We start from the raw sequence: 23,603 nt of genomic DNA on the forward strand, positions 1-23,603 counted from the left end.
GTGGTCTTAGATAGCGATACGCACGGGCTGTTGGCTCAACAAGCGCTCCACCACTTGCAACACCGGCTCGGCCTCGGTACGCACCAGCCAGTCCGGGCTGACCTCGACAAACGCCACCGTGCCGTCCTGGGCAATCACCACCACGGTTGGCTGCGGCAATTCCCACGTACCGGTACCGGTGGTTTCGCCGATGCTGCTGCCCTTGGCCAATGCCGCGTTGCGCGAGGCTTCGTCAAAGCTGTAAAGAATGCCCAGGCGCCGCCCGAGGGTGTTGTCCGGGTCGCTGGCGACCAGCAGTTTGAGGCTATGGCGGGTCTTGATCTCGACCAGGCGCTGTGGCACTTGCGGGCTGACCGCCACCAGCGGCACGCCCCATTCACGCAGGCGTGGGTAGAGCTGGCGCTCGTAATAGGGCAGGGCGATGTTGCACGCCGGGCAGCCGGCAAAACGGAAGAAAATCAACACCGCCGGCCCGTCGGCCAGCAGCAGGTCGAGGTTCAGTTCGCCGCCTTCCACATTGAGCAAGGTGAACGGGTCCAGCGCATCGCCCACCTGCACATACGCGTCGGGCTGCGCTTCATCCACCAGGCGCTGGCGCTGGTCGATATTGACCTGCAACGCCGCCGGCGCCCAGGTGGCCACACGTTCGGCATGCAGCTCAGCTAATTGACGGTTGAGGGATTCGCTCATGCCAGCGCCTTCTGTTGTTCTTCGACCTCGGTGGCGACGCTGTAACGGTTGGCCGGCACGTCCAGGCCCAGGTTGTCGCGCAGCGTGTGGCCGTTGTACTCGGTGCGGAACAGGCCGCGCTGTTGCAGCACCGGCACCACCAGCTCGGTGAAGTACTGCAAGCCATCCGGCAGCACCGAGTTGATGATGAAACCATCGCTGGCGCCGGTTTCGAACCAGGTCTGGATCGCATCGGCGACTTGCTCCGGGGTGCCGACAAAATCGCGTTTGGGCCGCGAGAAACGCAGGGCCACTTCGCGCAGGGTCAGGCCTTCGTCCTTGGCCAGTTGCTTGATGCGCTCAGAGCCGCCTTTCTGGCTGTTGGCGCCCAGGTCGCCGAGTTCCGGGAAGGGTTCGTCCAGCGGGTATTGGCTGAAGTCGTGGTCGTTGAACGGGCGGCCGAGGGCGACAATGGCGTCCTCCACGGTGACCAGGTCCACGGCCTGCTGATAGCGGCTTTGCACCTCGGCGGCGTCACGCCCGACAATCGGGCGGATGCCCGGCAGGATCGACAGGCTGTGGGCGTCGCGGCCAAAGCCCTTGGCGCGGCGCTTCAAGTCGGCGCTGTAGGCTTTGGCTTCTTCAATGTGCTCGACGTGCACGAAAATCGCATCGGCGTTTTGCGCCGCAAAGTTGCGCCCATCCTCCGAGGTGCCGGCCTGGAAAATTGCCGGTTGGCCCTGGCGCGAACGCGCGATGTTCAGCGGGCCTTTGACCGAGAAAAACTCGCCTCTGTGGTTCAGCGCGTGCAGCTTGTGCGGGGTGAAAAACTCGCCACTTTGCTTGTTGTAGGTAAAGGCGTCGTCTTCCCAGGAATCCCACAGGCCCTTGACCACGTTGAGGTGTTCCTTGGCGATGCGGTAGCGCACGGCATGCGGTGGGTGCTCGGCCTTGCCGAAGTTGTCGGCGGTGCCGCTGAGCCATGAGGTGACCACGTTCCAACCGGCGCGGCCGCCGCTGATGTGGTCCAGCGACGCAAACTGGCGTGCCACCTGATAGGGCTCGCTGTAGCTGACCGTCACCGTGGCCACCAGGCCAATGTTCGTGGTCAGTGCGGCGAGGGCCGAGAGAATGGTCAGCGGCTCGAAGCGGTTGAGGTAATGCGGGCTGGACTTGGCGTGGATATGCAGGCTGTCGGCGATGAACACGAAATCGAATTTGGCGGCTTCGGCCAATTCAGTCTGCTGCTTGTAGAAACCAAAATTCGTACTGGCATTCGGTTGCGCCTGCGGGTGGCGCCATTCACCCCAGCCGTGGCCGACGCCGTGAACCATGGCGCCCAGCTTCAAATGGCGTGGCTGCAATTGACCTGGCTTGCTCATGTGTAGCTCCTTGCTTAGCGCGATGCTTGAGAAGTGGGAAAACGCTCGGCGTTAAAGCTCTTGTCGAAACCCTGCGACACGTCGATGTGCCTGGGCAGCAGGCCTTCCTTCTGATAGGTGTCGGCCGTGGCTTGCAGGCCGCTGATCACGCTGTCGTCGATCACGACGGGGCTCAGATGAGTGTCCTTGGCCACCTCGACGTGCACCGCCAACGGCAGGCCGGTGATTTTCGATTGGGCGGCAGCGTATTCATTGGGGTGCGCATTGGCCCACGCATAAGCGCGATCGACGCGGGCGACGAAGTCGTCCAGTTGCGCGCGTTTTTCGCTGATGGCCTGTTGGGTGGCCGCAAAATACAGGTGGTTACTCAGCAACGGGTTGCCGCTGACCAGCACCCTGGCCTGGCTTTGTGAGGTGACCACCGTGGTGTACGGGTCCCATGTGGCCCAGGCGTCGACGGTGCCGTTATCGAGCACCAACCGCGATTCGGCAGGCAGCAGGAAAATGAATTGCACATCCTGGGTGGTCAGCCCGGCGCTGGCCAGGGCCTTGATCGCCAGGTAGTGGCCGATGGAGCCGCGGCCGGTGACGATTTTCTTGCCCTTGAGGTCGGCCACCGTCTTGATCGGTGAATCCTTGGGCACCACCAGGGCGGTGGTGTTGCGCCCTTCGGCGTGGATGATGCTGACCACTTTGAGCGAGGCGCCGGCGCCCAGAGCAAACACATACGGCGCATCACCGAGCGCACCAACATCCACGGCGCCGGCATTCAGGGCTTCGCCCAACGGTGAGGCGGAGGGGAATTCCGACCATTGGAGGGTATAGGGAACGTTTTGGGTTTCGCCCGAGGCTTCCAGCAGGGCCTTGATGGTGGATTTTTGATTGGCCACGCGCAGCGGTTGCAGGTCGGCGGCCTGGGCGGTGGTGAGCAGGCCAAAGGCGAGGGCGGTGCCCAGCAACAGGCGTTTGAACGCAGGGGTAAAGGTCATGAGCGATAGATTCCAGACAGATCGAAAAGGTGTGGGTTACCTCCGCCTGGAAAGGGGTCGGTGCGGCCTGCCCCGGTCCGGGGCAGGCGTTAAGGGGGCTCAGATCACATAGAAACCATGGGTGCCGTCGCGGGCTAGCTGCTCGACCAGGCCGAACTCCCAATCCAGGTAGGCCTGCATGGCTTCCTTGGGGCTGTCGGTGCCTTCGTACGGTCGGCGGTAGCGGTCGATACGCGCTGAGGCCAGGTGCGTTTCTCCCGTTTCCAGCGGCAGTTGTTCGGCGATCCAGTGCGTGGTGCCGCCTTGCAGCAGGAACACCGGCTTGCCGGTCAGCGCTTCGACTTCGGTCACCGCCAGGCGTGCCAGTTGGCTGGTGCCGCAGGTCAGCACATAACGCTCGGCGGGCGGTACCTTGGCCAGCGCCTCGGGCAATTGCGCACGCAAGACCCAGTGAGCACCGGGAATGTGGCGCTTGACGTAATTGACGCTGGGGGTGAAATCCAGCACCGCCGTGTCGCCGTGGGCGAGCCACTCCGCCAGGGTGTGCGGGCTGATCAACTCGGCTTGCTGCGGCGCGGGCACGGGTGCTACCCAGGCACCGGTTTCGCTGAAGTGCGCCGTTTGCAGGTCGTCGAGCACATGCACCTCCCAGCCCAGTTGCGCGAGCCAGGAGGCGGACATGTTGGCACGTACGCCGTCGTCATCCGCCAGCACCAGGCGCGCACCGCGCACGCTGGCGACGTGATCGGTTTCCTGCACCAGCTGGCCACCCGGAGTAGAGCGTGCGCCAGGCAAGTGGCCGGCTTCGAATTCTTCCGGGGTGCGCACATCGAACAGGTACGTGGTGCGGTGCGGTTCCTGCTGCCAGCGTTGCAGATCAGCCAAAGTCGCACGGCCGACGCGGGCTTTGTCGGCCACGCGGCGCGCGTCCCGGGCAGCGATCTGGCGGTGTTCTTCGCGGGTTGGCGCAAAGCGCCGCGACTGGCCGTGGGCGAGTTTTTGGCCGGCCAGGGTCCAGCCGATAGTGCCGTTACGCAGCGCCGACACCGGGTTGGCGATGCCAGAGTTGATCAGCGATTGAGTGCCAATAATGCTGCGCGTGCGCCCGGCGCAGTTGACGATGATGCGGGTGGACGGGTCCGGCGCCAGTTCACGCGCGCGCAGCACCAGCTCGGCACCGGGCACGCTGATGCCGGTGGGGATGCTCATGGTCTGGTATTCGTCGAAGCGGCGCGCGTCGAGCACCACCACGTCGGCTTGGTTGTCGAGCAGGGCCTGGACTTCTTCGGCGGCCAGGGACGGCGTATGGCGCTCGCTCTCGACCAGCTCGCCAAACGCCTTGCTCGGCACATTGACGTCGATAAACAGCTCACCACCGGCCTCGCGCCAACCGTCCAACCCTCCTTCAAGCAGGCTGATCTGGGTGTAGCCCAGCGCAACCAGGCGCTCGGCAGCGCGCTGCGCCAGCCCTTCACCGTTGTCGTAGACGGTGACCTGGGTATCGCGGCGTGGAATGCGCGCGTACACCTCCAGCTCCAGTTTGGACAGCGGGATATTCGCAGCGAACAGCGGGTGCGACTCGGCAAACGGCGCTTCTTCGCGCACATCGACCAGGGCGACTTCTTCACGGTCCAACAGGGCCTGACGGATCTGGGCGAAGCTGCGGTTCGATACGGTGGTCATAGGGCAGGGCTCTTTTCTTTGGACAAATCCCAGATGTTCGGGAGGTAGGCGTTGGAATAACCGGAGATAAACAGTTTCTCGCTGCCGTCGGGCTGATACACCGCGCGGCGTACCGCACCGATATTGGCACCGTATACATGAATGCTGATCGACACCTGGTCGCTGTGGGCATTGCTGACCTGATGGATATCGCCGACCTTGGGCGACACGGCCTCGACCTGACCCGGCACCAACTGAATCGGCTTGCCCTCGGCAACGAGGCGGCCGTCGGGTGCGCGTTCAAAGCCCTGGGAAAATTCCGAACCGCGCAGCATGCCGATCAAGCCCCACACGCGGTGGTCATGAATCGGCGTGCTTTGCCCCGGCCCCCACACAAAGCTGACGATGCTGAAGCGCTGGCGCGAATCGGCATGCAGCAGAAATTGCTGGTAACGCGCGGGGTCGGGTTGGGCGTATTCGTCGGGCAGCCAGTCATCGTGGCTGACCAGTTGCGCCAAGAGCTTGCCGCCACGGTGCAGCAGGTCGCCTTCGCGTGGATTGCCGTCGATCAATTCCGCCAGGGCGCCTATAAAGGCTCTGAGTCTCTCGGGGTGTCGGGCCTGGGTCATGGCACTTCCATCGCTGCTTTAACGGGAGGGTTTGATGGGTTTATATAAGCATAATGTTTATAGTTAATATGCTATTTTTTAATGATTAGCTTATAGCTTTAGGTAATTTAGAACCGCTCTGCATAGCGTTAGACGTTATCGATCACAGCGTGGACTATCCATGCAGCGTTCCTGCAACTATGCTTCGCACACATCTTAATGACTGTTCTCTATGTGCGGCCCAAATGAAAATTGACGATATCGATGCCTTTGTCGAAGTGATTCGTTGCCAGTCCATCAGCCATGCCGCCGAGTCGTTGCAACTGACCCAGCCGGCCATTACCCGCCGCGTGCAGAACTTCGAGCAGGCGCTGGGTGTGGAGCTGTTCGACCGCAACACCAAGCCCCTCAAGCCTACGCTGATCGGTACGCGCGTTTATGAACAATGCCGGCTGATCCTGCGCGAAATGGATGCCCTGCGCGAACTGGTGGCCACCGATGCGCCGCCGACCGGCGTATTGCGCCTGGGCGTGCCGCAGACCATCGGCGACGTGGTGCTGCTCGATGCGCTCAAGCACCTGCGCACCGAATACGCCGACTTGCGCACGCAAGTCGCCACGGGTTGGGGCAGCCAACTGGTCGGCAAGATCGAGCGCGGTGAACTGGACGCGGCGGTGGCGCTGTTTCCGGCAGGCAAGATTTTCCCGGACAACATCGTCGGTGAGTCCATCGGCAAAATGGAGTTGGTGGTGGTGTGTGCCAAGGCGCAGTTGCCGAAGAAGCCGTGCAAGTTGGCCGATGTGTACCAGAACGGCTGGATTCTGAACCCGGATGGCTGCGGTTTCCGGGCCGGCTTGCAGCGCACCTTGTCTGATCAGGGGTTGGCATTGCGGGTGAACCTGGAAACCTTCGGCACCGAGTTGCAATTGGGGCTGGTGGCAGACGGTTTGGGCCTGGGGCTGGTGCCGCGGCCTTTGCTGGAGCGCAGCGCTCACCGTGAGCAGCTGGCGGTCATGCCGCTCAAGGATTTCAAGCCGGTGATGGATTTGTGGCTGATCTATCCGCATTTTCTCGGCAACCTGCAGGGACCGGTGGATGCATTCGGCAAGCTGGTCGCGGACTCGCTGCACAAGATCCGCAACGCCGCCTGAGCGAGGACGTGTTTTTTATAAAAAAAAATAATAATTAGCTTAGATTAAAATGTGCTTTTTATTATTTTTCGGCATCCCCTAGGCTGCCTGGAAGTACTTAAGGCCATCCAGGAAGTTTTGCCATGAGCAGCGTCACCTCTCTATCCAGCGTTTCCAGCAACGTCCGCCAGCGCGTATCGCCCGAAGAGTGGGAGGTGCGCGTCAAACTGGCCGCGGCCTATCGGCTGGCGGCGTTGTACAAGTGGACCGATCACATCTACACGCACTTCTCGGCCCGCGTGCCGGGTCCGGATGAGCATTTCCTGATCAATGCCTTTGGCTTGTTGTTCGATGAAATCAGCGCGTCCAACCTCGTCAAGGTTGACCTTGACGGCACGATTGTCGACGACCCTACGGGCCTGGGCATCAATTACGCAGGTTATGTGATTCACAGCGCCATCCACGGCGCGCGGCATGACCTGCAAGCGGTGCTGCACACGCATACCCGTGACGGTATTGCGGTGTCGGCGCAGAAGGACGGGCTGTTGCCGATTTCCCAGCACTCTATCGCGTTCTCCGGGCGTATCGCGTACCACGGCTATGAAGGCGTGGCGCTGGACCTGGACGAGCGTGAGCGGTTGGTGGCGGACCTGGGGGACAAGAGTGTGATGATTTTGCGTAACCATGGGTTGTTGACGGCGGGGGTGAGCGTTGAGCATGCGTTTCAGCAGCTGCAGGGGCTGGAGCGTGCGTGCAATATCCAGGTGGCGGCGCAGGCGGGCGGGAATGCGCAGTTGATCTTTCCGCCGGCGGAGGTGGTGGCCAAGGTTGAAGAGCAGGCCAAGGTGTTCAGCAACGGGGCCGGGCCGGGTGTGGCGCGGCATTGGAATGCGTTGGTTCGGCAGTTGGAGCGTACTGATACCGAGTATAAAAACTGACGTCGGTAGTGGTGGGGGGGCTTGGGGGGGTGTTTGTTTGTGAGGGGGGGTGTTTAGGTAGATTGGGGGCAGATCCGTTGCTGCGGTCACGGCGGCTGGCGGTTCCGCTCTTACAGCGGGTCACTTTTGGCAAACGCCCCAAAAGTAACCAAAAGGTCTTTGCCCCACCACTCGGCACCTCGCTCGGGCTCGGTGTGCCCGAACGAAGGCTTGAATCCGTGGGCCGCCGTGACGGGCCATCCATGGCCCAACACGGCTAACCCGGCGTCCTGCCGGGTTACCCACGGATTCAAGCCTGCGTTCGGCCAGCGTGGTTGACGGGGCCTGTCAGATCAAAGTCAAAATCAAGATCAAGAGCAGAGCACGGCGGCCTGGTAGCCGACCTGAGTGGTTGAAGCAAAAGCGGATCAACAGCACAGCAACACATCTTTGTCTGATGCACTGAGCTCCAAATGTGGGAGCGGGCTTGCTCGCGAAGGCGGTGTGTCAGCTACACATGTGCTGAGTGACCCACCCCTTTCGCGAGCAAGCCCGCTCCCACAAGTTGACCGAGTTCAGCTGCCAGCACCGCACTGCTTGGCTTTTCTGTGGGCGCTGGCTTGCCTGCGATGCAGGCACCTCGGTCTATCAGGCACACCCAATCGATGCCATCGCAGGCAAGCCAGCTCCAACTTACGCAACCTGCCGGGCCTGCTCGTGCTCTGCGACCAATTGGCGGGTGAGTGGGATCAAGCGCTTGCCGTAATCAATTGCATCATTGAGCGGATCGAAGCCGCGAATCAGGAAGGTGGTAATCCCCAAATCGTAGTAATCCAACAGGGCTTCAGCGACTTGTTCGGCGGTGCCCACCAGTGAGGTGGAGTTGCCTTGGGCGCCGAGCAGCCCGGCAACTGCGGTCCACAACCGCTTATCCAGCCGCGAGCCTTGCGCCGCGGCTGCCAGCAACCGGCGTGAGCCTGCGTTCGGCCAGCGTGGTTGACGGGGCCTGTCAGATCAAAATCAAAAGCAGAGCACGGCGGCCTGGTAGCCGACCTGAGTGGTTGAAGCAAAAGCGGATCAACAGCACAGCAACACATCTTTTTCTGATGCACTGAGCTCCAAATGTGGGAGCGAGCAAGCCCGCTCCCACAAGTTGACCGAGTTCAGCCGCCACCACCGCACTGCTTGGCATTTCTGTGGGAGCTGGCTTGCCTGCGATGCAGGCACCTCGGTGTATCAGTAACACCCAATCGATGCCATCGCAGGCAAGCCAGCTCCAACTTACGCGACCTGCCGGGCCTGCTCGCGCTCTGCGACCAATTGGCGGGTGAGTGGGATCAAGCGCTTGCCGTAATCAATTGCATCATTGAGCGGATCGAAGCCGCGAATCAGGAAGGTGGTAATCCCCAAATCGTAGTAATCCAACAGGGCTTCAGCGACTTGTTCGGCGGTGCCCACCAGTGAGATGGAGTTGCCTTGGGCGCCGAGCAGCCCGGCAATCCGGTCCACAACCGCTTATCCAGCCGCGAGCCTTGCGCCGCGGCTGCCAGCAACCGGCGTGAGCCTGCGTTCGGCCAGCGTGGTTGACGGGGCCTGTCAGATCAAAATCAAAAGCAGAGCACGGCGGCCTGAAAGCCGACCTGAGTGGTTGAAGCAAAAGCGGATCAACAGCACAGCAACACATCTTTGTCTGATGCACTGAGCTCCAAATGTGGGAGCGGGCTTGCTCGCGAAGGCGGTGTGTCAGCTACACATGTGCTGGCTGACCCACCCCCTTCGCGAGCAAGCCCGCTCCCACAAGTTGACCGAGTTCAGCTGCCAGCACCGCACTGCTTGGCTTTTCTGTGGGAGCTGGCTTGCCTGCGATGCAGGCACCTCGGTCTATCAGGCATAACCAGTTGATGCCACCGCAGGCAAGCCAGGTCCCACTTACGCGACCTGCCGGGCCTGCTCGCGCTCTGCGACCAATTGGCGGGTGAGTGGGATCAAGCGCTTGCCGTAATCAATTGCATCATTGAGCGGATCGAAGCCGCGAATCAGGAAGGTGGTAATCCCCAAATCGTAGTAATCCAACAGGGCTTCAGCGACTTGTTCGGCGGTGCCCACCAGTGAGGTGGAGTTGCCTTGGGCGCCGAGCAGCCCGGCAACTGCGGTCCACAACCGCTTATCCAGCCGCGAGCCTTGCGCCGCGGCTGCCAGCAACCGGCGTGAGCCTTCGTTCGGCGGTTCCCGTCGCACGAATCCGTTCTTCTCAGCCAGCGCCGTGGCCTGTTGCAAGATCGTCTCGGCGCGCGCCCACGCCAGTTCCTCGGTCTCGGCAAGGATCGGGCGCAACGACAAACTGAAGCGGATCGTGCGCCCATGCTTGGCCGCTTCGGCACGCACCTGAGTCACTACTTCTCGCACTTGCTCATAGGTTTCACCCCACAGCGCATACACATCGGCATGTTTGCCCGCCACCGCAATCGCTGCCGCGGAGGAGCCACCGAAATACAGCGGAATGTGCGGCTGCTGCGGTGACTTCACCGTCGAGTGCGCGCCTTCCACCTGGTAGTACGTACCCGCGAAATCGAAGGGCTGCTCGCTGGTCCATTCCTGGCGCACTACGCTGAGGTACTCGTCGGTGCGTGCGTAGCGTTCGTCCTTGCCGATGTGGCTGCCATCGGCGCGCAGTTCGCGTTCATCGCCGCCGGTGATGATGTGCACGGCGGTGCGCCCGCCGTTGAAAACATCCAGGGTGCTGAACTGGCGCGCAGCCAGCGTGGGCTGAGCAAAGCCTGGGCGGTGGGCGATTAGAAACTGCAGCTTTTGGGTCACGCTGGCGGCATGCGCGGCGATCAACGTGCTGTCCGGGCTGCTGGAATGGAAGGCCACCAAGGCGCGGTCGAAGCCCGCCTCTTCGTGGGCGCGGGCCACGGTTTCGACGTAGTCCGGTTGCAGGGTCGGGCCGCTGCGCGGGTGGATCTCAGAGGCGTGATGGCCGCCGATATAGCCGATGAATTCAATGCTCATGGTCAGTCCTTGTCAGGTACGGGATCAACACCTCCTCCGGGCGTGGGGTCGGTCACTCGGCTCAAAAGTAAGGGCAGAAGCCGGGTCTGTAAAATGCCTGTTGGTTCTAACCTAAGTATTAAAATATGGAATTATCATTCGATTTATTTATTAGTAACGTGCATTAAAAGGCGAGCTACAAGCTCAGCCGAATCTGCGCGCACAGCCCACCGCCCGCGCGATTGCTCAAAGTCAGTGAGCCACCGATCGCCACCGCCAGTTGCTGCGCAATCGCCAGGCCCAGCCCGGTGCCGCCGGTGCCGCGATTGCGTGAGCTTTCTACCCGATAAAATGGCTGCATGACGCGCACCAGTTCGTCCTCGGCAATCCCGGGTCCGCGGTCCAATACGCTGATCGACAGCTGCCCGTTTGGCGTCGAGCCGACTGCCAGTTCTGCGCTGCCGGCGAATTTCAGCGCGTTGTCCAGCAGGTTCACCAACACCCGCCGCAAAGCGTGAGGGCGGGTGTCGAGCACCAGCGCACTTTTACCGGTGATGCTGACCTGCTTGTGCATGTCCTGATAATCAAACACCAGGCTGTCCAGAAACGCGTCGAGGTTGATGCGATGGCTGGCTTCGGTAGCGCCGTGCACGCTGCGCGCGTAGGCCACGCCTTCACGCACCAGGTGTTCCATTTCCCCCAGGTCACTCCAGAGTTTGTCGCGGTCGGCAGACTCTTCCATGAACTCGGCGCGCAGTTTCATGCGGGTAATCGGCGTTTGCAGGTCGTGGGAAATCGCCGCGAGGATCTGCATGCGCTCCTTGAGGTATTCGGCGATGCGTTGTTGCATCTGGTTGAACGCCGCCGCCGCATGCGCCACTTCGGTCGGGCCGTGTTCGTCCAGCGGCGTCGGATGAGCGTTGGGGTCGAGGGTTTCTACCGCGCGGGCCAGGCGCGTCAGCGGGCGAATCGCCAGGCGCACGGCCAACCAGGTGCAGCCGAGCAACAGCGCCAATTGCAGGATCAGCACCACCGGCAACCAATACGCCACGGGCAGGGCGGCCGGGCGTACGTCGAGGGTGATCGGGTTGCCGTCGGCCAGGGTCAGGTGCGCCTGGAAGTGCTTCTGCAGGCCGGGAATGGTGCGAAAGGTCAACGCGTACTGCTCGCCCAGCGCATCCGCAATCGAGGTGGCGGCCATCGGCACGTCGTCACTGCTCATCGGCTCACCGGTCTCGCCGGCATTGAGCAGGTAATGGTAGTTCTGGCGGTCGATACGCGGCAGCCAACTGGCGCGCTCGTTGGCGGGCAGGCGGTCGAGGATTGCCACCGAGGTCGACACATCGTTCTCCAGGTTGCCGAGCATCGCGGTGCGCGCGCTGATATAGCGCTCGTAGAATTGCGCGCTGAACGACAACCCATGGGCGCACACCAGGCTGATCAGGAAAATCAGTGACAACTGCGAGGCCAGCGTGCGCGGCCAACCCAACCGCCATTTCATTGCGTGGCTCCAAGGATTTCCACCGCCAGGGAAAATACATAACCCTCGCTGCGCACGGTCTTGATATACGCCGGTTCACGTGCGTCATCCAACAGGCGTTGGCGCAGGCGGCTGACCAGCAGGTCGATGGAGCGGTCGAACAGATCCGCGTCACGACCCTGGGTCAGGTTGAGCAGTTGGTCGCGGTTGAGCACGCGCTGCGGGTGATCGAGGAACACCCGCAGCAGGCGGTATTCGGCGCCGCTCAAGGCCACCAGTGTGTCGTCTTCGTCGAGCAAATGGCGGGCGGTGGTGTCCAGGCGCCAGCGCCCGAAGCGGATCAGCCGTCCGGTTTCACTCACCACCAGGTTCGGCGGCAGCATGCGCGTGCGGCGCAACACGGCGTTGATCCGTGCCAGCAGTTCGCGGGCGGAAAAGGGTTTGACCAGGTAATCGTCGGCGCCCATTTCCAGCCCGATGATGCGGTCGGTTTCATCGTTGCGCGCGGTGAGCATCAGCACCGGCGTGGCTTTGTGCTTGCCCACCCGCAGCTCGCGGCACAGCTGCAAACCGTCGTCGCCGGGCATCATGATGTCCAGCACGATCAGGTCAACCGGGGTGGTGTCGAGGAAGCTGCGCATCTGACGGCCATCGGCGACAACCGTGGTGCGCATGCCGTTTTTCTTCAGGTAATTGCCCACCAGTTCGCGGATCTCGCGGTCGTCATCGACGATCAGGATATGGTCGACATGGTCCATGCTGCGTTCCTCGTTAAATGCTCATGGGCCGCAGTCTAGCCATCGCCGCAGGCTTTGCCTTGTGCCCTTTGTATTGCAGTGTATCTGGCGATAACGAGATACACAGCGAGGCAAAAAAACCGACAGGCTAGCGTCCGGCGTCGTTCACCCGCACGCCTAAGCTAATGCTAAAAAGGTATTTATTAAGGTTTTTTAAGATCGTTTAGCTTGGTTGCTCCAACCCAAGACGCTTATGGAGTGAGCCGCCGATGCTGCAATCAATCACCACCTTGCCGCTGCTGGATCTGTCGCAGCTTGACGGCACGCCTGAGCAACGCGGCGACTTTCTCGATGCATTGCGCTCTGCTGCGCGGCAGATCGGTTTTTTCTACCTGACCGGTCACGGCATCGATCCGGCGCTGCTGGCTCAGGTGCAGCAGCAGGCGCGCGCATTTTTTGCCTTGCCCGAGGCCGACAAACTGGCGGTCGGCATGCTCAACTCCGCGCACTTTCGCGGCTACAACCGCGCCGCGTCGGAGATCACTCGCGGCCAGCCAGACCTGCGCGAACAGTTTGACGTCGGCGCCGAACGCGAGCCGTTGAGTGGGGCTGAGCACCCGGCCGCGTGGGCCCGTCTGCAAGGCCCGAACCAATGGCCTGTGGCCTTACCCGAACTCAAGCCCTTGGTGCTGGCCTGGCAGCAGGCAATGACGCACATGTCGTTGCGCTTGCTACGCGCCTTCGCCCAGGCGCTGTCGCTGCCCGAGCACGCGTTTGACGCACTGTACGGCGACCAACCCAACGAACACATCAAGCTGATTCGCTACCCCGGCCGCCACGCGCAACAAAGCCGCCAGGGCGTGGGCGCGCACAAGGACTCCGGCTTTTTGAGCTTCTTGCTGCAGGACGAGCAGGCCGGTTTGCAGGTGGAAGTGGAGGAGGGCCGTTGGATTGATGCGTCGCCACGCCCCGCAACCTTGGTGGTGAATATCGGCGAACTGCTTGAGCTGGCCAGCAACGGGTACTTGCGCGCCACCGTACACCGCGTGGTGTCGCCGCCGCTCGGTAGCGAGCGCCTGTCCCTGGCGTTCTTCCTCGGCGCGCAGCTGGATGCGGTGGTGCCGGTGTATGACCTGGCCCCCGAACTGCTGCGTGATGCCCACGGCCCCACCAGTGACCCGCGCAACCCGTTGCTGCGCGATGTCGGCTGGAACTACCTCAAGGGCCGCCTGCGCTCGCACCCGGATGTCGCCCAACGTTTTTACGCCGACGCCACACTTCCCCACGCACTGTCCGCCTGATCAGGAGATCACCATGTTGAAGAAAACCGCACTGACGTTGGCGGCATTGCTGGCCTCATTGAGTGTGTCGGCCGCCGATGCGCTGCGTGTCGCCGCCGACCCGATTCCCCATGCGCAGATCCTCGAGTATGTGCAGAAAATCGACCCGAGCCTGAACCTGAAAATCATCGAGATCCCCAGCGGCGTGAACTCCAACGAGCTGCTGGCGCACGGTGATGTCGACGCCAATTACTTCCAGCACCTGCCATTCCTTAACGCCCAGGAACAGGCCCTCGGCCAGAAGTTTGCCGTGGCCGCCACCGTGCATATCGAGCCGTTGGGCATCTATTCGCATCGCCACACACGCTTCGCTCAGGTGCCGGACAAAGGCACGGTGGCGGTGCCAAATAACGTCACCAACCTCAGCCGCGCCTTGTACCTGTTGCAAGCGAACGGCCTGATCACGCTCAAGCCGGGCTTCAATGACGCGTCCAAGGAGCAGGCCACGCCCAAGGACATCGCCGAGAACCCCAAGCACTTGAAGATTCTGGAGATTGAATCGCCGCAAATTCCACGGGCGCTGGACGATGTGGACCTGGCGGTAATCAATGGCAACTTCGCTCTGGAAGCCGGGTTGGTGCCGGCCAAAGACGCCTTGGGCCTGGAGAAAGCCGAGGGCAACCCGTACGCGAATATCCTGGTGACCACGCCAAAACTGGTCGATGACCCGCGCATCAAGCAGCTCGCCAAGGACCTGCGCTCGCCGGAGGTGGCCACGTTCATCAGCGAAAAATATGCGGGCTCCGTGATTCCGGTGGCGGCCGAATGATCGTCGTCGAAGGCGTCAGCAAAACCTACGCCGACGGCCAGCCGGCGGCGCTGGATAACGTGTCGTTGCAGATAAACGATGGCTCGATTTTTGGCATCGTCGGCCGCAGCGGGGCGGGTAAAAGTACCTTGTTGCGCTGCCTTAACCTGCTGGAGCGGCCCACCTGCGGGCGCATCCTTTTGGATGGCCAGGACCTGACCCAACTGAGCGACAAGCAACTGCGCGAGCAACGCCAGCGCATCGGCATGATCTTCCAGGGCTTCAACCTGCTGCATTCACGCACGGTGGCGGGCAACGTCGCGGTGCCGCTGGAAATCGCCCAGGTGCCCAAGGTCGAGCGCGCGGCGCGGGTGGCCGAGTTGCTGGCGTTGGTGGGTTTGAGTGACAAGGCTGAGGCGTTTCCTTCGCAGCTTTCCGGTGGGCAGAAACAACGTGTGGGCATTGCCCGGGCATTGGCGGCGCGTCCAGCCTATTTGTTATCGGATGAGGCCACCAGCGCGCTGGACCCGCAAACCACCGCGTCGATTCTTGAGTTGTTGCGCGACATCAATCGGCAGTTCGGCGTGACCATCGTGTTGATCACCCATGAACTCGACGTGGTCAAGGCCATCTGTGACAGCGCAGTGTCGCTGGCCGATGGCCGCGTGGTGGAAAGCGGCACGCTGCTGCAGTTGCAAGCCGACCCGACATCGCGCCTGGGCCGTTCGCTGGCGCCAACCCTGCCCGTGGTGAGGGCCGTATGAAAACCGACTGGAACGAGATTGTTCAACTGCTGCTCAACGCCACCGGCGAAACCCTGTACATGGTGCTGCTGGCGGGCCTGTTCACGCTGTTGATCGGCTTGCCGCTGGGCGTGGTGCTGTTTGTCAGCCGACGCGGCGGTTTGCTGCCCTTGCCACGGCTCAACCGGGCGTTGGGCGCCGTGATCAACCTGGGGCGGTCATTGCCGTTTGTGGTGATGCTGATCGCGTTGATCCCGCTGACGCGCCTGATCGTCGGCACCACATTGGGCAGTACGGCGGCCGTGGTGCCGATCACGATTGGCGCTTTTCCATTTTTTGCGCGCATCGTCGAGACCGCCCTGGATGAAGTGGACAAGGGGCGCATAGAAGCCATCGTCGCCATGGGCGGTGACGTGCGCCATGTGATCCTCAAAGTGCTGCTGCCGGAAGCCTTGCCCGCGCTGGTGGCCGGCGTCACGCTGACGCTGGTGATGCTGATCGGCTTTTCCTCCATGGCTGGCGTGATCGGTGGCGGCGGGCTGGGCGACCTGGCGATTCGTTATGGTTATCAGCGTTTCAACAACCAGATCATGGTGGTCACGGTCATCGTGCTGGTGGTGTTGGTGCAGGGCGTGCAAAGCCTGGGGGATCGCTGTGTGAGTTCGCTGGCGCACCGCCGATAAACGGTTATGTACTAATGAATTTTTAATATTTCTAGTTATATGCGCGGCTGGGTAAAGTCACCGTCACTTCTTTTATCTCGCCGCCGGGAAATTGTTCATGAACCGTCCCCACGGGCAGCCCACGCCGATCCTGACCTTGCCCCAGGGCGAAAAAGACCCGCTGTCGATCCGTGCCAAGGCCCTGGTGTTTTCCGACCCGCGCTCGTTGCAACTGCTCGATTATTTGAAACGCGTCGGCCCCAGTGAAGCGCCGGTGTTGATCAATGGCGAAACCGGCACCGGCAAGGAGCTGGTGGCGCGCTACATCCACAGCGCCAGCGGCCGCACTGGCGCGTTTGTGCCGGTGAACTGCGGCGCAATCAGCGAGAACCTGGCCGAAAGCGAGTTTTTCGGGCATGAAGCCGGCTCGTTTTCCGGTGCTTCCGGGCGGCGGATCGGCTGGTTTGAAGAGGCCGATGGCGGCACCCTGTTCCTGGATGAAATCGGCGACCTGCCACTGCCTCTGCAGGTCAAGTTGCTGCGTGTGCTGCAGGAACAGGAGGTGGTGCGGGTCGGCTCGCGCAAGCCGGTCAAGATCAATATCCGCCTGGTGACAGCCACCAACATCGACCTGGAACAGGCGGTGGAGGCCGGCAATTTTCGTCTGGACCTGTTTTACCGCATCAACGTTGCGCAGGTGCAGGTGCTGCCGCTGCGCGAGCGGCCGCTGGACATCTTGCCGCTGGTGGAGCACTTTCGCCGGTTGTACAGCGCCAAGCTCAAGATCGCCGAGCCGATGCTCTCCGAATCCGCCACCCAGGCGCTGCTGGAGTACCCGTGGCCGGGCAATATCCGCGAGCTGGAAAACGTCGTGCACCTGGCGCTGCTGGTGGCCGGCGACAAGCCGATCATGCCCAGCCACCTGAAGTTCTCCGCCGGGCTCAGCGCGCTGCACGCGAGCGCCAATAGTGGTGCGCCGCGCATCCCGCAGGAGGTGATGCGCGAGCAGCTGTTGAGGTTGTTCGAGGTGCCGGGAGACACCTTGCTGCACGATATCGAGGACCTGATCGTGCGCGAGGCGTTTGCGTTTTGTGGCTTCAACCAACTACGCACCGCAGACTTGCTGGGGATCACCCGCAACGCGATGCGCACCTTGCTGGTCAACCACGGCATGCTCAAGGGGCGCGCACGGCCTTGAGCAGCAGTGTCTCAAATAGTTGCTGCGCGCGCGGTTCATCACTGTGGGCGACATTAAAACGCATCGCATTGAGGTGCGCCGGGTCATAACCGAACAAGGCGCCCGGCGCCAGAACCATGCTGTGTTTCAACGCGTGCTGGGCCAGCAGTTCGCCGTCCACCGCCTGCGGCAGCCGCGCCCAGATAAACATCCCGCCCTCATACGCCATCGGCAGCTCGCACCCGCAACGCTTGAGCCATTGCTCGACGCGTCCGCCGGACTCCATCAACCTTTGCACCATGCGCTTGCGATGCCTGGCGTAGCTGCCTTCGCTGAGCATGCGATAGACCAGTTGCTCGAACAGCTCTGAGGTCACGCCACCGCTCATCAACTTCATATTGGTCAGGTTCGCCGCCAGTTGCGGCGCGGCCACCACATAGCTGACGCGGGTGTTGGCGCTCAGAATCTTGGAGAAACCAGACAGGTACGTGACCTGGTCCAGCCCGGCGAGAGCCGCCAGGCGCGGGGGCGGGTTTGGGTGCAGGTCGCCGTAGAGGTCATCCTCGACGATATGGCAGTGGTATTGCTGAGTCAGTTGCAGCAGGCGAAACGCCTGGCTGGGGCTGAAGGAATGGCCGGTGGGGTTATGCAGCACGCTGGTGGTCAGGTACAGACTGGGGCGATGTTCGGCCAGCAGTGCTTCAAGGGCGGCGAAGTCAAAGCCATCGGGGCGGCGCTCGATGGTCACCACGTTGACGCCGTGCAAGGCCAGGTTGGCGTGGAAGTTGAAGTAGCACGGCGCGTCCAGCAGCACGGTGTCGCCGGGGCGGGCGAGCAGGCGCATGAGCATGTCCAGGCCTTGCACGGTGTTGGGCGTGGTGATGATTTGTTCCACCGGCACTGACAGGCCTTCAGCGTGCAGCTTTTGTTGCAGCGCCTGGCGCAGCGGCAACAGCCCGGCCGGCGCGCCCAGCCCGGCGATGCGCAACGACGGCGCGCGCACCACACTGCGCAGGGCTTGGCGGATGGCGTCGTTGTTCAACCAGCCCTCCGGCAAGTGCCCGCTGCCGGGACGCAGCTCGCCGCCGGCGGTGACCAAAGGGCGGCGCAACACGCTGAGCAGGTCTTGGGGCAACAGGTCGACCCAGGTCATCGAGGCGGGGCGGGCACTGTCCATCGCCATGAAGTAGCCGCGGCCTTGGCTGGAGGTCAGCAGGTTACGCCCGCGCAGGCGGTCCAGCGCTTCATTGAGGGTGAATTTGCCCACGCCCAGGGTCTGGGTCAATTCACGCACCGACGGCAATTTGCTGCCCGGCGCCCAGTCGCCGTGCTCGATGGCCTGGCTGAACGCGTCGACAATCTGCTGAACCTTGGGTGTGCCGTCAACAAAGGCGATGGCGGGTACAAACATAAACCTTCCTGGTATTTGCCGGTAATTTTACCGGTGATTTTTACCGGTAAAGTTCGGCTGGATTAGGCATTACTTTACCTGCCCTGTGCAAGGCTGCCGCTCTAGACTGCGGGCCATCAATGACAGGGATTACGTGATGGACAGCCAACTGATCAACCCCGGTGTGCCGTTCTGCCTGGGGGTGGCCCAGCATAAATACCTGGGGGCCGAAAAGGGCCTGCAAAGCGCCATTGACGGGGGCTACAGCCATTGGTACATCGACGCCAGCCTGTTAGGCGAAAGGGTCGAGGACTGGACTGATGCGCGCATCGCCAGCCTGCAGGAGAAGATCGCCGCCAGCGGTGTTCAGCCAATATTCCACAGTAACTTCAAGGCGCCGCTGGGCAGCGATGTCGGCGCTTTTCGTGCGGCGGCGGTGGAGTACGTGGAAAGAGAGGTCGATGTCGCCAGTCGTTTGGGCGCGCCATTGATCATCCACGGCGGCTGCATCGTGGGTCCGCAAAGGGTGCTGGAGGCCAAGGACATCGCCCTTGAGCATTACCTCAAATCGGTCAGGGAGCTGGCGCAGTACGCCGAGGCCAAGGGCACGGATATCTACCTGGAGAGTCTGTCCAACTACGTCAACTACCGGATTTTCACCCACCAAGCGCAATTCGCCTTTGTGTTCGAGCACCTGCAAGCGCACAGCAATGTGTACTGCTTGCTCGACGCCGGCCACACACACATCGACAGCCGCTTGCCCGCGCAAGTGATGCGCAAGTACCCCGCGCTGATCAAGGGTATTTCCTTCAGCAACCACAAGGAGGGGCACGACGCTGACAACTGCGCGTACGCCGCGGTGCTGCGAGCTATCGTCGAGACGAACTGGAAAGGCCTGGTGGCCTTTGAAACCTGTCACCACAGTGCGCAGGCCGCGCTGGCCGACCTGGCGCGCACCTTCGCCGTTGTTTCTGCCAACCCGGGTCTGGGCTCATGACCAGTACGTTGACGCTTTCTTCGTTTGTCTATTTTCTGCTGTTTTGCGCCACCATGACCTTCAGCCCCGGCCCGATGACCCTGCTGCTGTTGAGCCTGGGGTTGAAGGACGGCCTGCGCAGCTCGATCCCGGCGCAGATCGGCGCCAGTGTGTCGTACCTGATTTCGATCCTGATCTTTGCCGTAGGCTTCTCGCAATTGATCAAGGGCAACCTTGCCATCACTCAGACCCTCCAGTGTGTGGGTGTGGCCTACATCCTCTACCTGGCCTACCGGCAGTGGACCAGCAGCGGCGTATCGATCAACCGGGACGGTGCCGCGCAGGGCGCGCGCAGCCTGTTCGGCAAGGGCTTGCTGACCGGGTTTTCCAACCCCAAGACACTCATCATGTTCAGCGCTGTGTTCCCACAGTTTGCCGGGGCGGGAGGGCACAGCCGCGCGGCAGATATCGCCATCCTCGGGCTGACGTTCCTGTTGCTGCAGTTTGCCAGCGGCTGCCTGTATTGCTATTTTCGGCCAACGCATCAAGCACGTGCTGGAAACCCCCAGGCGGAGGGTGTTGCTGCAACGGGTCACGGCAGTGCTGTTGCTGGGTGTGGCGCTGATGCTGGCGCGCGGTTTTTCGCACTGAGGGCGCGATTCGCAGGTTTATGAGCGGTAGTGGCGATTTGACGTTGCCCTGATAGACTCCAGGCATTCATCCAGGATCACATCAAGCCATGTCAACCGCCGGAGGAAATGGACTTCCGCTCGCTTCACGGTTGTATAAGTCGCGCACGCTGGGGCTGACGCTCGGTTTTGTGTGCGTGGTGTTTGGCATGTACCCCTTGCATCCCCCGCTGTGGGTGTGGGCGTGGATGCTGATCAACGCCTTTGTCTGGCCGCACATTGCCTATCAATGGTCGCGCCGCGCCAGCAACTCACTGCGCAGCGAACGCCGTAACCTGTTGTTTGATTCCTTTTGCGGCGGGTTCTGGGTCGGCGCCATGCACTTCAACCCGCTGCACAGTGTCACCACGCTGTCGATGATGACCATGAACAACGTCGCCATTGGTGGGCCGCGCTTCATGCTGGCAGGCTGGGTGGCGCAGGCCTTGGGTGTCGGCGCGTCGTTGCTGGTGTTCGCCCCGGCGTTCATTGCCGTTACCACTGAAACCCAGCTTTACGCCTGCTTGCCGATTCTGATGGTGTACCCGCTGGTTCTGGGCTGGATCTGCTATCGCCAGGCCGTGACCCTCGCCCGGCACAAACGCGAGTTGCTGGCGCTGAGCCGCACCGACAGCCTGTCCGGCCTGCTTAACCACGGTGCCTGGAAGGACCACCTGGAGATCGAATTCCAACGCTGTCGCAGAGAGCAGGTGGGCGCGGCCATTGCGCTGATCGACATCGACCATTTCAAGACTATCAACGACACCTATGGTCACGTTACCGGCGATATCGTGCTGCGCCAACTGAGCAAAGTGCTGCGACAGAACCTGCGCACCACCGACCTTGCCGGGCGCTATGGCGGCGATGAGTTCTGCGTGATCCTGCCGGACATGCCCCTGCACCGCGCCACCGAAGTGATGGACGCCTTGCGCGACCGCTTCAACGCATTGGCGTACACCCAAGACCCGACACTGCGCGCCAGCCTTAGCATTGGCCTGGCGCCGTATCAACCTGCGCACGCGGATTCGACCAGTTGGCTCAACGACGCCGACCAGGCGTTGTATGAGGCCAAGAGCAGCGGGCGCAACCGTGTGAGTTCAGTGCAAGGGAGTTGGTTGCGATCGGTCTAGTGGGGTAGGGTGTTGGCGCACCCCCCAACAAAAAAACAAGGATCGGTCCATGCTCTTCACCTTCTCCCGTACCCTCCTGGCCGCGACCCTGGCCATGTCCTTCGCCGTGCCGGCCTACAGCGCTGAACCCCACAAACAGATCCAGACCGGCGCCGAACAATACAAGGCCCCAGCGCTGAAGCTGCTTGAGCGTCTGGTGAATATTGATTCGGGCTCCGGCTACGAGCCCGGCCTGACCCAAGTGCGCGACATCGCCGTAGAAGAATTGAAGCAGCTCGGTTTCAGCATCGAGCTGGTGCCGGACAAAGCGGCCAACAACAGTCACGTGATCGCCACCCTCAAAGGCACCGGCAAAGCCAAGATTTTGCTGATGGCCCACATGGACACGGTGTTCAAGGAAGGTTCGGCCGCCGAACGCCCGTTCCACATCAAGGACGGCCGCGCCTATGGCCCCGGTGTGATGGATGACAAAGGTGGCATCGTCGCTGGCATCTATGCGCTGAAGGTGCTGAAAGATCAGGGTTTCAAGGACTACGCACAGATCACCTTCCTGCTCGATGCCAGCGAAGAAACCGGCTCCGACGCTGCCTCCGAACTGATTCGCACCACCGCCAAGGGCCACGACGTCACCCTCAACCTCGAGCCCGGTCGCCCAGCCGACGGCCTGGTGGTATGGCGCAAAGGCAGCGCCACCGCCGTGGTTGAAGTTAAAGGCAAAGCCGCCCACGCCGGCGTCGCCCCGGAACTGGGCCGCAACGCCGCGATGGAAGCGGCGCACCAGATCCTGCAACTGGGCAAACTGGGCGACGAAGAGAAGAAAACCACCATCAACTTCACCGTGCTCAAGGCCGGCGACCGCGTCAACGTCATCCCCGACCAGGCGACGGCCAAGGCGGACGTACGCGCGGCATTGCCGGAAGAGTTCGACCGGATCGAGAAGGACCTGGCCCGTGTTTCGGCGAATAAGTTGATTGCGGACACCGAAGTGAAAACCAGTTTGCTGCGCGGTTTACCGCCAATGCCGCAGACGCCGGAGTCGGACAAGCTGGTCGCAATCGCCCAGGGGATTTACGGGGAGTTGGGGCGTAAGTTGACCATCGAAGGCAGCGGCGGGGCAGCGGATGCCAGTTTGTCTGCCGGGGTTGGGACACCGACGCTGGATGGGTTCGGGATTGTCGGTGGCAACATACATACCCCAGAGGAATATGCGGAAGTGGAGAGTGTAGCGCCGCGAATTTACTTGCTTAGCCGGATGATTATGGAGCTTTCGAAGCGTTGATTGCTGCGCTGGGTTCACTCATTTTTTGAGGGTGAACCTTGGTATCCGGTGAGTAGGCCTGTTGTGACTAGCGGGTTTATTGTGGCGAGCAGGCTTGCCCTGCGTTGGGCTGCGCAGCAGGCCCGAAACTGGCGACGCGGTTTTGGCTTAAGAGGCGCGTCGCCCTTGTTGGGGCTTCAGTCCCAAGCAGGGCAAGCCTGCCCGCCACAGTATTTCTAGGCGCGTCAGTGATGCCGGTGGCATTCACCATGTGGATTGGTCTTCGAGGCTGGCTTTTTGAAGGTCGTCTTTCCAGACCTCGTTGACTAATTGGTAGATGTCGGTGAATTACTCACGAGGATCTATTATTTCGACTTGCTGGGAGGTGCATCAGCCGACACGAACATTTACCCATTAGTTTCTATTCACAAATAGTTGCGTAGTCAATATAGCCTTCAAATGAAAGGCATGCGATCCACGTCATCGGTTCCGGCACGATGTAGGTGTGCTGAGGAAATTCAGAGAGGATTTTCACCACCTGACTCAGGCCTCTATGATCGACTAAATAACCGTCCGAGCATACGTCGCCGACGAAGTACAGGTTGTCGTTGGTTACTTTGTTGAGCTCTTCGATCAGTAGCGATATAGCCAGATCTGAGGCTTGAAGTCCAAAGTTAATGCTATTTGTTAACTTGCTCCAGGCAATTTGGCTTCCGGAGAAAGGCATTGTCATCATTGATGCTATCGACTATTGCTACATGCTTAGCTTCAGAGAGAACGGTAAAATTTATATTGAGGCTTTTAAACTCTTTAATGAGTTATTCATCAAAATAGTTCATTTGTTTCAAACCTTTTGGTCAGCTTTATTACCATTTTTTGGTTTGTATCGAAAAGATAATGCGGCCCTTTTTTCTTGGCAGACCAGACGTTTATAAGAGCGCCACTT

Annotated in this window: 20 protein-coding genes and 3 pseudogenes; 11 read left to right on the top strand and 12 right to left on the bottom strand. The window is 61.3% G+C overall.

The window, feature by feature from the left end; all coding sequences use genetic code 11:
- Window positions 1–6: 6 nt before the first annotated feature.
- The 5 genes from C4J83_RS11525 to C4J83_RS11545 form a co-directional block, all read right to left on the bottom strand.
- A complete protein-coding gene (locus tag C4J83_RS11525) occupies window positions 7–690 on the bottom strand; it encodes a peroxiredoxin-like family protein (protein WP_124417077.1) in 684 nt (227 codons plus the stop codon).
- Window positions 687–2,051, bottom strand: coding sequence for an LLM class flavin-dependent oxidoreductase (locus C4J83_RS11530; RefSeq protein WP_124417078.1), 1,365 nt, complete (start codon window positions 2,049–2,051; stop codon window positions 687–689). Before C4J83_RS11530 ends, C4J83_RS11525 begins: the two co-directional genes overlap by 4 nt.
- A gap of 14 nt (window positions 2,052–2,065) precedes the next feature.
- Entirely contained in the window at window positions 2,066–3,040 is a 975-nt protein-coding gene (locus tag C4J83_RS11535) for an ABC transporter substrate-binding protein (protein WP_106580741.1), read from the bottom strand.
- 99 nt (window positions 3,041–3,139) lie between these two features.
- Window positions 3,140–4,723, bottom strand: a complete 1,584-nt coding sequence (locus C4J83_RS11540; protein WP_124417079.1) for a rhodanese-related sulfurtransferase — start codon at window positions 4,721–4,723, stop codon at window positions 3,140–3,142.
- Complete coding sequence (locus C4J83_RS11545) at window positions 4,720–5,331, bottom strand: cysteine dioxygenase family protein (protein WP_119735435.1); 612 nt, start codon at window positions 5,329–5,331, stop codon at window positions 4,720–4,722. The genes C4J83_RS11540 and C4J83_RS11545 overlap by 4 nt, the downstream gene beginning before the upstream one ends.
- A gap of 224 nt (window positions 5,332–5,555) precedes the next feature.
- Here C4J83_RS11545 and C4J83_RS11550 point away from each other — a divergent pair, with 224 nt between their 5' ends.
- Window positions 5,556–6,461: a LysR family transcriptional regulator gene (locus tag C4J83_RS11550; protein ID WP_124417080.1), complete on the top strand. Its 906-nt coding sequence runs from the start codon at window positions 5,556–5,558 to the stop codon at window positions 6,459–6,461.
- A gap of 122 nt (window positions 6,462–6,583) precedes the next feature.
- Window positions 6,584–7,378 (top strand): class II aldolase/adducin family protein, encoded by a 795-nt coding sequence (locus C4J83_RS11555; RefSeq protein ID WP_106580745.1) that lies wholly within the window; start codon window positions 6,584–6,586, stop codon window positions 7,376–7,378.
- A 672-nt stretch (window positions 7,379–8,050) separates the two neighbouring features.
- Here the strand turns inward: C4J83_RS11555 and C4J83_RS11560 are convergent.
- From C4J83_RS11560 to C4J83_RS11580, 5 genes and pseudogenes are all read right to left on the bottom strand, one after another.
- Window positions 8,051–8,359: pseudogene (locus C4J83_RS11560) on the bottom strand (LLM class flavin-dependent oxidoreductase); the annotation flags it as partial.
- Window positions 8,360–8,638: 279 nt separating this feature from the next.
- Window positions 8,639–8,946: pseudogene (locus C4J83_RS11565) on the bottom strand (LLM class flavin-dependent oxidoreductase); the annotation flags it as partial.
- A 340-nt stretch (window positions 8,947–9,286) separates the two neighbouring features.
- On the bottom strand, window positions 9,287–10,369 hold the full coding sequence (locus C4J83_RS11570) for an LLM class flavin-dependent oxidoreductase (protein WP_124417081.1): 1,083 nt from the start codon (window positions 10,367–10,369) through the stop codon (window positions 9,287–9,289).
- 175 nt (window positions 10,370–10,544) lie between these two features.
- Window positions 10,545–11,849 (bottom strand): ATP-binding protein, encoded by a 1,305-nt coding sequence (locus C4J83_RS11575; protein WP_124417082.1) that lies wholly within the window; start codon window positions 11,847–11,849, stop codon window positions 10,545–10,547.
- Entirely contained in the window at window positions 11,846–12,586 is a 741-nt protein-coding gene (locus C4J83_RS11580; protein WP_106580205.1) for a response regulator, read from the bottom strand. Before C4J83_RS11580 ends, C4J83_RS11575 begins: the two co-directional genes overlap by 4 nt.
- Before the next feature lie 248 nt (window positions 12,587–12,834).
- On the opposite strand from C4J83_RS11580, the gene C4J83_RS11585 reads away from it, so the two are divergent.
- From C4J83_RS11585 to C4J83_RS11605, 5 genes are all read left to right on the top strand, one after another.
- Window positions 12,835–13,866, top strand: a complete 1,032-nt coding sequence (locus C4J83_RS11585) for an isopenicillin N synthase family dioxygenase (RefSeq protein ID WP_124417083.1) — start codon at window positions 12,835–12,837, stop codon at window positions 13,864–13,866.
- Between the two features lie 13 nt (window positions 13,867–13,879).
- Window positions 13,880–14,674, top strand: a complete 795-nt coding sequence (locus C4J83_RS11590; RefSeq protein WP_124417084.1) for a MetQ/NlpA family ABC transporter substrate-binding protein — start codon at window positions 13,880–13,882, stop codon at window positions 14,672–14,674.
- Complete coding sequence (locus tag C4J83_RS11595; protein WP_124417085.1) at window positions 14,671–15,417, top strand: methionine ABC transporter ATP-binding protein; 747 nt, start codon at window positions 14,671–14,673, stop codon at window positions 15,415–15,417. Before C4J83_RS11590 ends, C4J83_RS11595 begins: the two co-directional genes overlap by 4 nt.
- Window positions 15,414–16,079, top strand: coding sequence for a methionine ABC transporter permease (locus tag C4J83_RS11600; protein WP_124417086.1), 666 nt, complete (start codon window positions 15,414–15,416; stop codon window positions 16,077–16,079). The genes C4J83_RS11595 and C4J83_RS11600 overlap by 4 nt, the downstream gene beginning before the upstream one ends.
- Window positions 16,080–16,176: 97 nt before the next feature.
- Window positions 16,177–17,256 (top strand): sigma-54 interaction domain-containing protein, encoded by a 1,080-nt coding sequence (locus C4J83_RS11605; protein ID WP_106580200.1) that lies wholly within the window; start codon window positions 16,177–16,179, stop codon window positions 17,254–17,256.
- Here C4J83_RS11605 and C4J83_RS11610 read toward each other — a convergent pair.
- On the bottom strand, window positions 17,234–18,646 hold the full coding sequence (locus C4J83_RS11610; protein ID WP_124417087.1) for an aminotransferase-like domain-containing protein: 1,413 nt from the start codon (window positions 18,644–18,646) through the stop codon (window positions 17,234–17,236). The genes C4J83_RS11605 and C4J83_RS11610 overlap by 23 nt on opposite strands.
- A gap of 136 nt (window positions 18,647–18,782) precedes the next feature.
- On the opposite strand from C4J83_RS11610, the gene C4J83_RS11615 reads away from it, so the two are divergent.
- The 4 genes and pseudogenes from C4J83_RS11615 to C4J83_RS11630 all read left to right on the top strand — a co-directional run bounded on the left by C4J83_RS11615 (window position 18,783) and on the right by C4J83_RS11630 (window position 22,678).
- Window positions 18,783–19,622, top strand: a complete 840-nt coding sequence (locus C4J83_RS11615; protein ID WP_124417088.1) for a sugar phosphate isomerase/epimerase family protein — start codon at window positions 18,783–18,785, stop codon at window positions 19,620–19,622.
- Window positions 19,619–20,252, top strand: a pseudogene (locus tag C4J83_RS11620) (LysE family translocator). Before C4J83_RS11615 ends, C4J83_RS11620 begins: the two are co-directional and overlap by 4 nt.
- Before the next feature lie 88 nt (window positions 20,253–20,340).
- Window positions 20,341–21,399: a diguanylate cyclase gene (locus C4J83_RS11625; RefSeq protein ID WP_124417089.1), complete on the top strand. Its 1,059-nt coding sequence runs from the start codon at window positions 20,341–20,343 to the stop codon at window positions 21,397–21,399.
- A 49-nt stretch (window positions 21,400–21,448) separates the two neighbouring features.
- Entirely contained in the window at window positions 21,449–22,678 is a 1,230-nt protein-coding gene (locus C4J83_RS11630; protein WP_106580195.1) for a M20/M25/M40 family metallo-hydrolase, read from the top strand.
- A 400-nt stretch (window positions 22,679–23,078) separates the two neighbouring features.
- Here C4J83_RS11630 and C4J83_RS11635 read toward each other — a convergent pair whose 3' ends face one another.
- The gene (locus tag C4J83_RS11635) at window positions 23,079–23,393 is read right to left on the bottom strand and encodes a hypothetical protein (RefSeq protein WP_124417090.1); all 315 of its coding nucleotides are present in this window, start codon (window positions 23,391–23,393) and stop codon (window positions 23,079–23,081) included.
- Between the last annotated feature and the right edge of the window lie 210 nt (window positions 23,394–23,603).

This window comes from Pseudomonas sp. LBUM920, from assembly GCF_003852315.1.
In the GTDB taxonomy this organism is placed as follows: domain Bacteria; phylum Pseudomonadota; class Gammaproteobacteria; order Pseudomonadales; family Pseudomonadaceae; genus Aquipseudomonas.